The organism is Streptomyces sp. NPDC051243 (genome assembly GCF_044455405.1).
In the GTDB taxonomy this organism is placed as follows: domain Bacteria; phylum Actinomycetota; class Actinomycetes; order Streptomycetales; family Streptomycetaceae; genus Streptomyces.
In genome coordinates this window covers 397,092-410,129 of record NZ_JBITES010000004.1, presented here as the reverse complement: position 1 = coordinate 410,129, position 13,038 = coordinate 397,092, and the positions used below count along the sequence as shown (strand labels likewise).

Below are 13,038 nucleotides of genomic sequence, written 5' to 3'. Positions count from 1 at the left end.
CCGCGGGACGGTCGGTGAGCGCGGCGGAGTGGTCGGCGAGCAGTCGGCGCTGAAGGCGCCGGGCGAGGTTCCAGTCACGGCCCTGGTTCTGGGTGCCCGTCGGCGGCGCCCACTTGAGGAGCGCGCGGCTTCCTCCGGCGAGGGTTCCGAGCGCGCGCCAGGACGCGGATTTGCCGACCGGACGTCGCGTACCGGATACGTCCGGCCGCCGTCACGGCCCCACGACCAGGGCGCGGCATGGTGTTGACGGGGGCGCGTCCTTGGAGTCGGCCGTGACGGAGCGCCATCCCCAGGAGCGCAGTGCCCGAAGGGTCACGGTGTCGCGGCGGTCCACCAGTATGACGCCGAGCACCGCGGGACGGTCGGTGAGCGCGGCGGAGTGGTCGGCGAGCAGTCGGCGCTGAAGGCGCCGGGCGAGGTTCCAGTCACGGCCCTGGTTCTGGGTGCGCACTTCGGAATGGACCAAGAGCCCGGAGATCGCGAAGAGTTTCCCGGAGGCCGCGAGCCTGAGCAGATCCCGCGGGAGGTACCCGTCCAGACCTCGCCACCAGGGCCCGTGCGCTCGTACCGGAAAGCCGTAGGCGCACCCCGTCAGCACGACGCCCGCTCCGGGCGGTTCCCGGAGCACGCCCCTCTCCGCGACCAGCAGGGCGAAGCCCGGTCGTTGCACCTCGACGGCAAGTGCGCGCAGGAACAGCCGGCGGTCCTGGTTCCACGCCCGCGGATCGCCTCCGGAGGTCTGCGCGTACAGGTCACCGAGTTCCTCCAGCCGGTCCTCGATCTGCCATCGCGACAGGGGGCGGATGCGCTCCCCCGCCAGGGGCGACGGCCCCTGCCTACCCCTCTGATCGAGCCCGTTCACGGTCATGAGGCGCGTCCTGCCCCGGGCCCGGACGAGACCGGCCCGGCGTCGTCGTCCGCCGAGAACGGCACCGACATGGGAGGCGGCGCGCGAGGAACCCTCGGCCCTTTCACCGTACTCCCGCCCACGTCCGGCCCGGACGGCTCGGGCGTACGGTGGACCTACCGGGGGGCAACGACGGCGGAGAGCGGTGACGTGCATGCGATCGAGGTCCGAGCGCTCCGACGACGTCGACAGCACCCCCGAGGTCCGGTGGGCCCCGCCCGCGGGCGAGGGACTCGCCGAGGTACGCGTCGTCGCCGCGGATCCCGCCACGGCCCAGCGGGTCGCCGATGCTCTGCGCCAGGTGTTCTCCGCCGACGAACCCCGCAGCTATCCCACCGGACCCGACGGGCGCGGCACCCTGCTCCACCTGACGGTCGACACCCGCCGCGCCGCCGACGCCCCGTCCGCGCCCTCGCCCTGGCTGGACAGCAGCCGTTCCCAGGCCCGGCGCACGCACACCGACGAGCCCGGCTGACGGACGGCCGCAGGAGTAGCGTGGGAGGAGAGTCCGGGACGTCGGCTCCTGGCCTCGCCGGCCCATGGTCGTGAGCCGCTGCCGGAACCGCACAGGCAGGTGAGCACAGTGCCCGGTACCGATCCCTCGCCCTCGTCGGGACTTCTTCCGGACGGCGTCCATGAGTCCGTGCGCCCCGGGACCGCCTTGCTGCGGTTGGAGACGACTCATGAGCGCCGAGGAGTCCTCGACGGCGCGTGGTGGCCGCGCTCCCGTGACGTCGCCGCCGAACTGCCCGGTCTGGTCAGTGCGCTGACCGAACACATCGGGCCCGTCGCCCGGGTCGGCCTGGACTCCGCCGCCTGGGACGGACTGCCGACGCGCCTGGTCGTCGACGGCCGGGTCGTGCACATCGACGCGTCGTCGGTGGGCGACGACACCGTCCTGGTCACCCGAGGCGGTCAGGACCTCTTCTCCCTGCTCGTCGTACCGCCGGACACACCGCCCGACGCGGCGCGGGCAGCGATGGGCCAGGCGGTGCGTGTCGACAACCTCAAAGGGGCGGGGCAGATCCTCGTGGACACCGGTACCGGTCCTTTCCCGTCCCCCTTCGGCAGCGGACACACGGAGCCGTCATGATCCGCGCGGCCGATGTCCGGGAGTGGCGCGAACACGACGTGGTCGATCCCAAGGGGCGCAAGATCGGCGTACTCGAATCCGTCTACGTGGACACGGCCACGGACGAACCGGCCATGGCCACGGTCCGGACGGGGCTGCCCACCCGTCATCGTCTGGTCTTCGTGCCGCTCGACGAGGTGGTCCTGGGGCCGGACTACGTCAGGGTCTCCCGTACCAAGGGGACGGTGCGGAAGGCGCCTTCGATCGGGGACGGACGACGTACTGCCGGCCGAGCAGGAGGAGACGATCTTCCGCTACTACGACATGGCGTACCGCCCGGGCGCCCATGGCGAACGTCAACTCGCGCGCCGCTGATCACCAGGAGGTGATCAGGCCGATGGTGACCTTCCTGCTGCTCCTGCTGGTGGCCGTCGTCCTCGGGATCATCGGTGCGGCGGCGGACGGCCTGGGCTATCTGCTGGCCATCGGTGTCGTGCTCTTCCTGGCCGATGTGGCGTTCGTCGCGGTGGTGGGGGCACGGCGCGTTCGTCGGCGTCCCGTGCGCTGACCGTTCGGCCCGGACGCGGCGGCGGGGGAAAGTCTGTCACGGCGAGGACAGCTGTCCGTTCCCGCTGGAGTTAAGGTTGTCGCACGAGGCAGTCGGTGCCGGCCCCTTCGGCGCACAGGTGCCGCGCACGGCCGGGTCCCTCACCGCGTCCCCGAAACGAAGGTGCCATGCCCGCTGAGAACGCCCCTGTCGCCGGGAACCTCGACGACGACGACTACCCCGCCTACACCATGGGCCGGGCCGCCGACGTCCTCGGCATCACCCCGGCCTTCCTGCGCGCGGTCGGCGAGGCCGAGCTGATCACTCCCCTGCGTTCGGAGGGCGGCCACCGCCGGTACTCCCGCCGCCAGTTGCGCAGGGCCGCCCGCGCCCGGGAACTCGTCGACCAGGGCACCCCCATCGAGGCCGCCTGCCGCATCATCTCTCTCGAGGACCAGCTCGACGACGCCCTGCGCCTGAACCGGGAGATGCGCCGGCAGCTGGACGCGGGCGGCCCGGATACCTAGTCCCGCGGTTACAGAAATACATGCCACGACGGAATAGAAATTTCCGGCCGACCCGAGAATCCATGGCCCCCTCCGTCCGACCCTGTGTTAACGTGATAGCAGTTGCAGTTTTGGTTGCCGGAGATTTGATTCTTTGCAGAGCTTTCCGGATCTTTCCGGAGGGGTGATCACAGCGGCGACTCGGATCCGTAAAGTGCGGAATCCGGCACTGCCCCCAAAGGGAGATTCAATATGGCATCTGGCACCGTGAAGTGGTTCAACGCGGAAAAGGGCTTCGGCTTCATCGAGCAGGAGGGTGGCGGCCCGGACGTCTTCGCCCACTACTCGAACATCGCCACCCAGGGCTTCCGCGAGCTTCAGGAAGGCCAGAAGGTGAACTTCGACGTCACGCAGGGCCAGAAGGGCCCGCAGGCCGAGAACATCGTTCCCGCCTGACGCTGACGCGAAACGCTTGACCAAGGCCCGCACTCTTGGGGTGCGGGCCTTTTCGTTTTCTTCTTCGGCTCATTCTTGCGAATCCTCGTCCGCCTCCCGCTGCTGGACGGAATTCCTCGATACGCCGCATCGAGGAAGGTTCCTCCATGAACCGCACCCGTCGTAACGGCGGTGGTTCCGGTCGCTTCCGTGCTGACGGAAACTCCGCGCGCTCGGCAGGCAGAAATCGCGTTCCGGGAGCACGCTCCGCGGTGCGCCCCCAGGAGTTCACCCCGCCGGTCACCAGCACGGTGCCGCTGCCGGCGGTCGGTACGTTCGCCGAACTGGACATGCCCGAACGCCTGCTGGCCGCGCTCGGCGCCGAGGGCGTGACCGTGCCCTTCCCGATCCAGGCGGCCACGCTGCCGAACGCGCTGGCCGGACGGGACGTGCTGGGCCGTGGACGTACGGGCTCGGGCAAGACGCTCGCCTTCGGCCTGCCCGTGCTGGCCAGGCTCGACGGGCGACAGGCCCGGCCCCGGCACCCCCTGGCCCTCGTCCTCGTGCCCACCCGGGAACTGGCCCAACAGGTCACCGACGCGCTCGCCCCCTACGCGCGCGCACTGCGCCTGCGGCTCGCCACCGTGGTGGGCGGCATGGCCATCGGCCGCCAGGCGAATGCGCTGCGCGACGGAGCCGAGGTCGTCATCGCGACGCCCGGGCGTCTCAAGGACCTCATCGAGAGGGGCGACTGCCGGCTGGACCAGGTCGGCGTCACCGTCCTGGACGAAGCCGACCAGATGGCCGACATGGGGTTCATGCCCCAGGTGACCGCACTGCTCGACCAAGTGGGGCCCGGCGGCCAGCGGTTGCTGTTCTCGGCCACCCTGGACCGCAACATCGACCTCCTGGTACGCCGCTACCTCCACGACCCCGTCGTCCATTCGGTCGACCCGTCCGCGGGCTCCGTCAGCACCATGGAGCACCATCTGCTGCACGTGCACGAGTCCGACAAGCACGCCACCGCGACCGAGATCGCGGCACGTGACGGGCGAGTGATCATGTTCCTGGACACCAAGCACGCGGCCAACCGGCTGGCCAGGCACCTGCTGTCCGTCGGCGTGCGGGCCTCCGCCCTGCACGGCGGCAAGTCCCAGCCGCAGCGCACCCGGACGCTGGCGCAGTTCAAGGACGGCCACGTCACGGTCCTGGTGGCCACCAACGTGGCCGCCCGCGGGATCCACGTCGACGACCTCGACCTCGTGGTGAACGTCGACCCGCCCGGCGATCACAAGGACTACCTGCACCGCGGCGGCCGTACCGCCCGCGCCGGCGAGTCCGGCACCGTCGTCACCCTCGTCCTGCCGCACCAGCGTCGCGCGGTGGACCGTCTGATGGCCGACGCCGGCATCACACCGCGTTCGGTCCGGATCCGCCCGGGCGAGGCCGAGCTGCATCGCATCACCGGCGCCCGGGCCCCCTCCGGCGTGCCCGTCACCGTCACCGCACCCGTCGCCGAGCAGAGCGAGCACACGGGCTCCGCGGACCGGAGCCGGAGGAAACGAGGTACCGGCCGCGGCAGAAGCGGACGCACCACCGCCCGAACTCGCCGTTCCACGCCGAGGAACAACCCCTAGCCGGACACCGGGACGCGCACCCAGCGGCCGGTCGAGCCTTCACCCGTCCGGCCCGCCCCCACGAAGAGGAGAAGCCCTTGCCGCTGATTCCAGCAGGCACCCGGCCGGCCGAGAGCGCCGACGGCACCGGCCTGACCGCCCGGGACGCCATGCACGCTCCAGGGCCTCAGGTGGACGACCACATGAGCGTCGACGTGGCGCTGTCCGTGCTCATCAGTGCCCGCGTCCCGCATCTGCTCCTCCAGGACGCGGACGGGCGGTGCGCGGGACTGGTCACCCGGGCGCAGCTGTCCGCGCACCGCGGGGGCTCGTGGTACCGCGACCGGACACAGCTGCGGGACATCCCGCTCGACCGTGGACCGTTCACCGCGTCCATGGCCGTACTCAGCGAGGCGGAAGCCGCCATGCGGGTGCGGACCCTGGACGTGTCCCCCGTGATCGACGAGCACGGCTACGCCTTGGGCATCCTCGCTCTCCCCTGCTGACCAGCGTCGCGTGTCCGGACCGTGGCAGCGCCACGACCGCACCGTCAGGGCTTGTGCACCACGCCGACGTTCGCGGTAGTCAGGGTGCCCGTCGTAGGACTGCGCGAGGACGCGAAGCGCGTAGGCGAGACCGGCAACGCGCGAGTCCGAGGGATCCATCACCTTGAAGTCCCGCGCCAGCATGTCGATCAGGTCGAGCATGGGCAGGTGACTGCCGAGGAGGGCCTCGCCGCCGAAGGTGTCACTCACGTAGGCATAGGCATGGTTGTCCTCCTCGTTGCGGGCGCGGAGGAACGCTATGAGGTCGTCCACGGGCTCATCCTCGCGTGCCGCCTTCGTCGGCGCCGCCCGGCTTGGCTCGCTCCCAGGTGTACGTGGGCTGCGTCCCTCCGCGGTGCGGGCGGATTTCTTCGGCTGATCCTCAAACGGTTCACCGGATGCGGTGCTTCGTCCAGAAGGGGTCCACGTCGGTGTCCGTCACGGACTGTGCGGCCTTCTTGAAGTCGGCGGTGGTGGAGACGCCGTACCAGTGGTCGCGGGCGTACCGCTTGAGGAGTCGCGCCATCGTGTCGGCTCCGATGGTGCGCTCCAGGCGGGCCAGGGCGCAGGAGCCGGCCGTGTAGACGAGGTGGTACTCGCCTCGGTGCTTGCTCCAGTAGGCCATCGAGTTGGTCAGCGCGGTGTGCTCGCTCGGCCACTCGACGTCCGACCAGCAGTCGCGTGTGTCCCAGCCGTAGAAGCGCGCGTTGGCGTATTGGGCGAAGCTCTCGTCCAGCCAGGGCGCGCCGTACTCGTCGTTGCCCACGATGCCGTACCACCACTGGTGCGCCACCTCGTGGACGACGGCGCCGCCCTCCTCGGTGGTGCCGAGGACGACCAGGCCGGGGTACTCCATACCGCCGCCGAAGTCCTTGGTCATCACGAGGTCGATCTCGCCGTAGGGATAGCGGCCGAACTCCTTGCCGAACCGGTCGACGGCCGCGACGCCGTCCCTGCGGTTGAGGCGTACACCCGCCGCGGGCGTGTTCGGCGCCCAGTACGACTTCACACGCACACCGCCGGGCGAGACCTCCGTCGCCGTACGGAATGGGCCCGCCGCCCACGCGAAGTCCCGCACCCGCTGCGCGACGCTGTGCGTGACCGTGCGCCCGGGCTCGCCGGGGCGGGTCCAAGTGCGGCCCGTCGCGGGGACCTTGAGGGCCGACGGGTGGTCGATCCGCACACGGAAGTCGCTCGCCAGGGCGTAGAAGCTCTCGCCGGTCGACACATACGGATCGAGGTGCCAACCCTTCGCATCGTGCACGGCCAGCACCGGCAGCGCATTGCCCAGGAAGCGGAACGCGCCCTCGCGGCCGAAGCGGTCGTTGCGCCGGGGCACGGTGACGGACACGTCGAAGGAGACGGCCGTCCGCTCGCCGCGCGCGAGCGGCTTGGGCAGGGTGATGGGAAGCGCGGTGCAGTTCACGGTGAGGCGGCCCGCGGTGCCACCGCGCACCTTGGAGACCTTGACCGGGGGCGGCTTGCCCGGCGTGCCGCACTTGTCGACGCCGTTGCCCCACAGGCGTACGTACACCTCACGCAGGGGCCGGTCGGCGGCATTGCGGAACGACACCCGCTGCCGTCCCGTCCAGCGGGAGCCGTCGGCGTCGCCGCGCAGGGACACGTCGTAGTGAAGCCGATCGGGCGTCGCGGCCTTGGATGCCGGTGCCGTCACGGCACCGGCACCGGCACCGGCACCGGTGGCGCCCGCCGCCACGAACAAGGCGAGCGCGACAACGAGCAGACGACGACCGGCCCTTGACCACCACGCGGGTGGGCGTAACGACGACATGGCAGCGGATCCTGCCACACCGGTCTGACAATCGGCGGTTGCCGGCCACTCCAGCCGGACCACTACCGCCGACCAGGCCGGTGCGGACGCCGCCGGTCCGGTTCAAGGGCTGCGTTTCCCCGGGGGGCTCCTCGGCGTTTTCTCTGCCGTAGACCTCAATCCAAGGAAGTCCGGTTATGCCCCGTCCTGCACATATCGCCATGGTCGGCACGCCTCTGATCGGCCATGTGCTGCCCGGCCTGGAGATCATCCGTGAGCTGGTGGCCCGCGGTCATCGAGTGACGTACGCCACCGCCGCCCCGGTCGCCGAGCTGATCACCCCCACCGGCGCCGAGCTGGTCGGCATCACGTCCACCCTTCCGGTCGGCGACCGCGCCTGGCCGCAGGACCCCATCGCCTCCGCCTCACTCTTCCTGGACGAGGCGATGGCCGTACTGCCGCAGCTCCAGGCGGCGTACGACGACGATCCCGCCGACCTGTACCTCTACGATGTCGGCGCGTACGCGGGCCGCGCGCTGGCCGAGGCGCAGGGCCGCGGCCACGTCCAGCTGGCTGCGACGCATGTGGCCTGGGAGGGTGCCCAGGAGGAAATCGGCGCGGCATTCGCCCACCTGCCCGGAGGACTCGCCCATCGCGCGCGGTTCGCCGCCTGGCTGGCCCGGTGCGGTGCGGTGACCACGGACGTGGAGGAGTTCACCGGCCGCCCACGGCGAGTGCTGGCCATGATCCCGCGCGCCCTGCAGCCACATGCGGAACGGGTCGACACCGATGCGGTGACGTTTGTCGGCCCGTGCTTCGGCACCGGCCAGGAGCAGGACGGCTGGATGCGGCCGGCCGGTGCGCAGAAGGTGCTGCTGGTGTCGCTGGCCGGCTCGGCGCACGCCGGGCCGCAGGAGATCTACCAGCAGTGTGCGGCGGCGTTCGCGGATCTCCCGGGGTGGCATGTGGTGCTGCAGACGGGCAGCGACGGCGACACCCCCGAGCGGGTTCCTCGCAACTTCGAAGTACGGCCGTGGGGAACGCCGTCGACGATTCTCGAGCAGGCGGACGTATGGGTGACGCGCACCAGTGTGGGCAGCAGCGGTGAGGGCCTGTACGCGGGTGTGCCGATGATCGCGGTACCGGACGGGCCCGACCAGTGCCTCCACGCCGACCGGCTCGTCGAACTGGGCGTCGCCCGCCGGATCGACACCGCGGACATCACGGCAGAGACGCTGCGCACCGCCCTGATGGAGCTCATCGGCGACCCGCAGGTCGCCACGCGGTCGGCATGGCTGTGGTCCGAGGTGCGCGCCGAGGGCGGCACCCGCCGGGCCGCGAATCTGATCGAGGAGCACCTGGCCGAGGTGAGGGTGGGCTGACAGCGCGGGGCAGGCGACAAACCTGGCGACGTGGGCGATCGTCCCCGGAATACTGGCCGCCCATGGATGAGGTCGAACTCGTCGTCGCCCATTCCGAGCGCGCGACTCTGCGCGTCGGTGACGTGTTCTTGAAGGTGGACGGCGATCAGGCGCGCGTCGACGTCGAGGTCGAGGCGATGTCCCTCGCGCCGGTCCCGACCCCGGAGGTCCTGTGGCGCAAGCCGCCCGTGCTCGCGCTCGCCGCACTCCCGGGAACGACGCTGGGGCGCCTCGGCGGGCCGTCGACCGGGTCGTCGGCGGCGTGGGCCGCGGCGGGCGCCGCCATCCGGAAGCTGCACGAAGCACCCCTGCCGCCCCGGCCGGGCCGGGCCGGCCGCAGCATCGTCGCGCTGGCGGCGGAACTCGACGACGAGTGCGAGTTGCTCGTGACGAACGGCGTCCTGCCCGCCGACCTCGTCACCCGCAACCGCCAGGTCGCCGAGGCCGCGCTCCGGCCGTGGACTGCGGCGTTCACACACGGCGACCTGCAGATCGCGCACGTCTTCGTCGACGGCGACGAGGTCACCGGCATCATCGACTGGTCCGAGGCGGGCCAGGGTGATGCGCTGTACGACCTCGCCACCTTCACGCTCGGACACGAGGAGCACCTGGACGACGTCATCGCCGGCTATGGCACCGACATCGACCTCGACGTGATCCACGCGTGGTGGTCGTTGCGGAGCCTGCTGGCAGTTCGCTGGCTGATCGAGCACGGCTTCGACCCCTTCGCGCCGGGCTGTGAAGTCGACGTGCTGAGATCCCGGATGTGAGGCCGCGCACTGGGCCGTGCATGGGCGCGGCGGGCGGCCATCGGGCTTGGCGCAGACGCGTCTGCGTCCCTGCGCCGGCACGGTCGCGCCGCGCCCTCATCCGGCCCGGATCATGATCAGAGAGCCGGATCCGACGGCCCCACGATCGCCCGCAGCGCCTCGAGGTGCCCCTGATATGCCTCCCGACCTCGCCGGGTCAGCCGGAGCCACACTCGCTGCCGGGTGTCGCGGACTGCCTTGCGCTGCTCGACGTAGCCGGCGTCCATCAGCACGGTGACGTGCTTGCTCAGCGCCGAGGCGGAGAGGTCGAGTTGCTTTTGGACCAGGCCGAACTCCGCCTCGCCCGCGGCCTCCAGGAGGGCGCAGACGCGCAGCCGGTTCGGGGCGTGGATGGTGGTGTCGAAACCCTCCAGCCGGTCGTGGGTCTCGGCGCTCACGGGGTCTTCCGGTGCAGACGGACGAAGGCGAGGTGGAAGCCGACGGACACGGCGGCACCGATCAGCGAGGCCGCGATCAGCCATACCGGCCGCCCCGTGACGCGGAAAGCGAGCGCTGCCGCCACCAGTAGCACGGGCAGGCCGACCGCGAGCGGCACGGTCGCCCGCTTCGGCAGCACGTCCAACCGCAGCGCCACCCCGGTCCTGGCGCGCCACGCCTTCGCCGCGACGGCGAAGAGCCCCACGTACACCGCGGTGCTCGTCAGCAGGATGGCCATCCAGGCGGGGCGCGGCAGCAGCCAGTCCGAGTCGGCCATGACGCCGCCGTAGGTGATCGGGAGCGCGGCGATGTAGAGCGTGAGCGTGGCGAAGAACCAGTTGGGCCACGGTGTGGCCGACAGCGCCGCAGTGGAGGCCCGGATGTGCTCGGTGTCGGCCAGGGCGGCATGGGCCTGCTCCGGCGTCAGTCGTACCCCGTGAGTTTCCATGTCGGAAAGAGTAGCGGACAGTTTCCAGTACGGAAAGAGACGAGTCTCCGGTGCTGCCGCTCCGACAGCTGTCCCGCACAACCGGTGAAAGTGGTGGCCGCGTCGGTCGTCGCGCGGGTGAGACGACCGGAGACCGTCGGTCTGGCGCCGTTGGCCATCGGTTCAGGGCCGGCGTTCACCGACGGTGCCCGAGGTACGGCGTTTCCGCGGCAGCCGATGTGCGCCACGTCTCACCCGCGGGCTGTCACACCGCCCGCGCGACCGGTGTCTCCATGCCGAAGCCACAACACAAGGAGACATCATGAACGGGAACGTCAAGGTGCTGGTGGTCGGCGGCGGGTACGGGGGCGTGACGGCGGCCAACAGACTGGCTCGGCGCGACGGCGTGTCGGTGACGCTGGTCAATCCGCGTCCCGACTTCGTCGAGCGGATCCGCCTGCACCAGCTCGTGACCGGCTCCGACGACGCGGTCGAGAGCTTCGGCAAGGTCCTGGGCGAAAACGTCCGGCTGGTGGTCGACACCGCGACCCGGATCGACACCGCCGAGCGCCGGGTGTCGCTGGCGGGCGGTGACACGGTCTCGTACGACTACCTCGTCTACGCGGTGGGCAGCGGCGCCTGCGATCCAGGCGTCCTCGGGGCGGCGGAATTCGCTCATCGGGTGTCGGACTTCGAGGGGGCGCAACTGCTGCGGTCGGCGCTGGACGCGACGCCCGTGACGGCTGCGGTGACCGTGGTCGGGGCCGGCCCGACGGGCTTGGAGACCGCTGCCGAGCTGGCGGAAGCGGGCCGCCCGGTCGCCTTGGTCTGCGGCGATGTGCTCGGCCCCTCCCTGCATGCCCGGGTTCGCCGCCCGGTCGCCCGCCGGCTCGCCGAGCTGGGAGTGACCGTCCTCGAGGGTCCCGGTGCGCAGGTGACGGAGGTGACACAGGACGCCGTTCGGCTCGACGACGGCCGCGTGCTGCCCAGCGCGGTGACGATCTGGACGGCCGGATTCCGTGTCCCGGACCTGGCCGCCCGCAGCGGGCTGCGCACGGACGCCGAAGGGCGCCTGCTCACCGACACGACGCTGACCAGCGTGGACGACGAACGCATCGTCGCCGCCGGGGACGCCGCGGTGATGCCGGAGCGTCCGTTCCGGATGAGCTGCCAGGCCGCCGTGCAGCTCGGCCCGGCCGCCGCCGACACGATCCTGCGCCGGATCGCGGGGAAGAAGACCGCTTCCGTCCGGATGTTCTTCGCCGGACAGTGCCTCAGCCTCGGCCGGAAGGAGGGTGTCACCCAGTTCTCCTACCCGAACGACAAGGTGAACGCGCTCGGCCTCAGCGGGGGGCTCGGTGCCGGCGTCAAGGAGATCGCCTGCCGGTTCACCCTCGACAAGCTGGTGTCCGGGGCACGCAGGGCCAGTTCCCGCCCAGCCCACGGCGACGGCACCGACCGCCCGCAGCCGCCTCGGCCGGAACACCCCACGACACCGTCCGGCACCCGACGCGCGGCCTAGCCGGGGCCGGCCACGAGAGAGCGAAGCGCACGACATGAACGACCGCGTCACCGACCCGGCGACCGAGGCCTTCGTCGCCCACCGCGACCTGCTGTTCACCGTCGCCTACGAGATGCTCGGATCGGCGGCGGACGCCGAGGACGTCCTGCAGGAGACCTGGCTGCGGTGGGTCAAGGTCGACCTGGCACAGGTGCGGGACCGACGCGCCTACCTGGTGCGGATCACGACCCGGCAAGCACTCAACCGGCTCCGCGCCCTCAAACGGCGCAAGGAGGCCTACGTCGGCCCCTGGCTGCCCGAGCCCCTGCTCACCGCGCCGGACGTGGCCGAGGACGTCGAACTGGCCGAGAACCTGTCGCTGGCACTCATGTTCATCCTCGAAGCCCTCTCACCGACCGAGCGCGCCGTCTTCGTGCTGCGCGAGGTCTTCGACTTCGGCTACGACGACATCGCGACCGCGATCGGCAAGACCCCGGCCGCCGCACGGCAGATCGCACATCGCGCCCGCCGGCACGTCGACGCCCACCGACCGCGCACACCGGCCTCCCCGGAAGAAGCCCGGGAAGCGTCGAAGTCGTTCCAGCGGGCGCTCGCGACGGGGGACCTGCAGGGGCTGCTCGACGTACTCGCCCCGGACGTCGTCTTCGTCAGCGACGGCGGCGGCCTCAGACTGGCGGCCCTGCAGCCCATCGTCGGCGCTGAAAAAGCCCTCCGGTACATGGCCGGCAGTATCCACAAGGCCGGCGGCACCCTCACCGGTGAGTCGACGACGGTCAACGGCAACCCCGGACTCGTCCTGCGCCTGGACGGGGAGATCGACGGCGTGCTCGCCTTCCGTGTGGAGAACGCCCGAGTCACCGGCCTCTACTACGTCCGCAACCCGGAAAAGCTCACCCGCGTCGAGTCCGAAACCCCCCTTGTCTCCCGCTGACCGTTCCCCCGATGCGACCGGTGTTGTCGGACCGGCCCGCGGTGAAGGCGGGCAGGGGCGGCGCCTGCTCGTGGACGTCGTGGTGCAGGAC

At 71.1% G+C, this 13,038-nt stretch carries 15 protein-coding genes and 1 pseudogene; 12 read left to right on the top strand and 4 right to left on the bottom strand.

Annotation, left to right across the window (positions count from 1 at the left end; all coding sequences use genetic code 11):
• Positions 1-211: 211 nt before the first annotated feature.
• A complete protein-coding gene (locus ACIBAG_RS12450) occupies positions 212-868 on the bottom strand; it encodes a hypothetical protein (RefSeq protein WP_399103991.1) in 657 nt (218 codons plus the stop codon).
• 193 nt (positions 869-1,061) lie between these two features.
• Between ACIBAG_RS12450 and ACIBAG_RS12445 the strand changes: the two genes are divergently transcribed.
• The 8 genes and pseudogenes from ACIBAG_RS12445 to ACIBAG_RS12410 all read left to right on the top strand — a co-directional run bounded on the left by ACIBAG_RS12445 (position 1,062) and on the right by ACIBAG_RS12410 (position 5,589).
• The gene (locus ACIBAG_RS12445) at positions 1,062-1,382 is read left to right on the top strand and encodes a hypothetical protein (protein WP_399103989.1); all 321 of its coding nucleotides are present in this window, start codon (positions 1,062-1,064) and stop codon (positions 1,380-1,382) included.
• A gap of 108 nt (positions 1,383-1,490) precedes the next feature.
• Positions 1,491-2,000 (top strand): DUF5994 family protein, encoded by a 510-nt coding sequence (locus ACIBAG_RS12440; protein WP_399103987.1) that lies wholly within the window; start codon positions 1,491-1,493, stop codon positions 1,998-2,000.
• Positions 1,997-2,354 (top strand): annotated as a pseudogene (locus tag ACIBAG_RS12435) (PRC-barrel domain-containing protein). Before ACIBAG_RS12440 ends, ACIBAG_RS12435 begins: the two are co-directional and overlap by 4 nt.
• 22 nt (positions 2,355-2,376) lie before the next feature.
• The gene (locus ACIBAG_RS12430) at positions 2,377-2,547 is read left to right on the top strand and encodes a hypothetical protein (protein WP_399103985.1); all 171 of its coding nucleotides are present in this window, start codon (positions 2,377-2,379) and stop codon (positions 2,545-2,547) included.
• A gap of 167 nt (positions 2,548-2,714) precedes the next feature.
• A complete protein-coding gene (locus tag ACIBAG_RS12425; protein WP_399103983.1) occupies positions 2,715-3,053 on the top strand; it encodes a MerR family transcriptional regulator in 339 nt (112 codons plus the stop codon).
• A gap of 231 nt (positions 3,054-3,284) precedes the next feature.
• A complete protein-coding gene (locus tag ACIBAG_RS12420; RefSeq protein ID WP_399103981.1) occupies positions 3,285-3,488 on the top strand; it encodes a cold-shock protein in 204 nt (67 codons plus the stop codon).
• Between the two features lie 146 nt (positions 3,489-3,634).
• Positions 3,635-5,104 carry a DEAD/DEAH box helicase gene (locus ACIBAG_RS12415; protein ID WP_399103979.1) on the top strand — a complete coding sequence of 490 codons (1,470 nt, stop codon included), beginning with the start codon at positions 3,635-3,637 and terminating at the stop codon, positions 5,102-5,104.
• A gap of 149 nt (positions 5,105-5,253) precedes the next feature.
• Positions 5,254-5,589, top strand: coding sequence for a hypothetical protein (locus ACIBAG_RS12410; protein ID WP_399104511.1), 336 nt, complete (start codon positions 5,254-5,256; stop codon positions 5,587-5,589).
• 430 nt (positions 5,590-6,019) lie between these two features.
• Here ACIBAG_RS12410 and ACIBAG_RS12405 read toward each other — a convergent pair whose 3' ends face one another.
• Positions 6,020-7,420 carry a M1 family metallopeptidase gene (locus ACIBAG_RS12405; RefSeq protein ID WP_399103977.1) on the bottom strand — a complete coding sequence of 467 codons (1,401 nt, stop codon included), beginning with the start codon at positions 7,418-7,420 and terminating at the stop codon, positions 6,020-6,022.
• Between the two features lie 176 nt (positions 7,421-7,596).
• Here ACIBAG_RS12405 and ACIBAG_RS12400 point away from each other — a divergent pair, with 176 nt between their 5' ends.
• Both ACIBAG_RS12400 and ACIBAG_RS12395 read left to right on the top strand, forming a co-directional pair.
• Positions 7,597-8,781, top strand: coding sequence for a macrolide family glycosyltransferase (locus tag ACIBAG_RS12400; RefSeq protein WP_399103975.1), 1,185 nt, complete (start codon positions 7,597-7,599; stop codon positions 8,779-8,781).
• Positions 8,782-8,843: 62 nt separating this feature from the next.
• Positions 8,844-9,590 (top strand): phosphotransferase family protein, encoded by a 747-nt coding sequence (locus ACIBAG_RS12395; protein WP_399103973.1) that lies wholly within the window; start codon positions 8,844-8,846, stop codon positions 9,588-9,590.
• Between the two features lie 116 nt (positions 9,591-9,706).
• Here the strand turns inward: ACIBAG_RS12395 and ACIBAG_RS12390 are convergent, their stop codons facing one another.
• Together ACIBAG_RS12390 and ACIBAG_RS12385 are read right to left on the bottom strand one after the other, a co-directional pair.
• Entirely contained in the window at positions 9,707-10,027 is a 321-nt protein-coding gene (locus tag ACIBAG_RS12390; RefSeq protein WP_399103971.1) for a transcriptional regulator, read from the bottom strand.
• Entirely contained in the window at positions 10,024-10,515 is a 492-nt protein-coding gene (locus ACIBAG_RS12385; RefSeq protein ID WP_399103969.1) for a hypothetical protein, read from the bottom strand. The genes ACIBAG_RS12390 and ACIBAG_RS12385 overlap by 4 nt, the downstream gene beginning before the upstream one ends.
• Before the next feature lie 301 nt (positions 10,516-10,816).
• Between ACIBAG_RS12385 and ACIBAG_RS12380 the strand changes: the two genes are divergently transcribed.
• Positions 10,817-12,016 carry an NAD(P)/FAD-dependent oxidoreductase gene (locus tag ACIBAG_RS12380; RefSeq protein ID WP_399103967.1) on the top strand — a complete coding sequence of 400 codons (1,200 nt, stop codon included), beginning with the start codon at positions 10,817-10,819 and terminating at the stop codon, positions 12,014-12,016.
• Between the two features lie 34 nt (positions 12,017-12,050).
• Positions 12,051-12,947, top strand: a complete 897-nt coding sequence (locus ACIBAG_RS12375; protein WP_399103966.1) for an RNA polymerase sigma-70 factor — start codon at positions 12,051-12,053, stop codon at positions 12,945-12,947.
• Positions 12,948-13,038: the final 91 nt, after the last annotated feature.

What these genes read in the sequence shown, in the direction of transcription:
- ACIBAG_RS12415 (WP_399103979.1), top strand. Translation starts at nt 3,635, where the DNA reads ATGAACCGCACCCGTCGTAACGGCGGTGGTTCCGGTCGCTTCCGTGCT.
- ACIBAG_RS12430 (WP_399103985.1), top strand. Translation starts at nt 2,377, where the DNA reads ATGGTGACCTTCCTGCTGCTCCTGCTGGTGGCCGTCGTCCTCGGGATC.
- ACIBAG_RS12445 (WP_399103989.1), top strand. Translation starts at nt 1,062, where the DNA reads ATGCGATCGAGGTCCGAGCGCTCCGACGACGTCGACAGCACCCCCGAG.
- ACIBAG_RS12425 (WP_399103983.1), top strand. Translation starts at nt 2,715, where the DNA reads ATGCCCGCTGAGAACGCCCCTGTCGCCGGGAACCTCGACGACGACGAC.
- ACIBAG_RS12395 (WP_399103973.1), top strand. Translation starts at nt 8,844, where the DNA reads ATGGATGAGGTCGAACTCGTCGTCGCCCATTCCGAGCGCGCGACTCTG.
- ACIBAG_RS12410 (WP_399104511.1), top strand. Translation starts at nt 5,254, where the DNA reads ATGCACGCTCCAGGGCCTCAGGTGGACGACCACATGAGCGTCGACGTG.
- ACIBAG_RS12375 (WP_399103966.1), top strand. Translation starts at nt 12,051, where the DNA reads ATGAACGACCGCGTCACCGACCCGGCGACCGAGGCCTTCGTCGCCCAC.
- ACIBAG_RS12420 (WP_399103981.1), top strand. Translation starts at nt 3,285, where the DNA reads ATGGCATCTGGCACCGTGAAGTGGTTCAACGCGGAAAAGGGCTTCGGC.
- ACIBAG_RS12380 (WP_399103967.1), top strand. Translation starts at nt 10,817, where the DNA reads ATGAACGGGAACGTCAAGGTGCTGGTGGTCGGCGGCGGGTACGGGGGC.
- ACIBAG_RS12405 (WP_399103977.1), bottom strand. Translation starts at nt 7,420, where the DNA reads ATGTCGTCGTTACGCCCACCCGCGTGGTGGTCAAGGGCCGGTCGTCGT.
- ACIBAG_RS12385 (WP_399103969.1), bottom strand. Translation starts at nt 10,515, where the DNA reads ATGGAAACTCACGGGGTACGACTGACGCCGGAGCAGGCCCATGCCGCC.
- ACIBAG_RS12450 (WP_399103991.1), bottom strand. Translation starts at nt 868, where the DNA reads ATGACCGTGAACGGGCTCGATCAGAGGGGTAGGCAGGGGCCGTCGCCC.
- ACIBAG_RS12400 (WP_399103975.1), top strand. Translation starts at nt 7,597, where the DNA reads ATGCCCCGTCCTGCACATATCGCCATGGTCGGCACGCCTCTGATCGGC.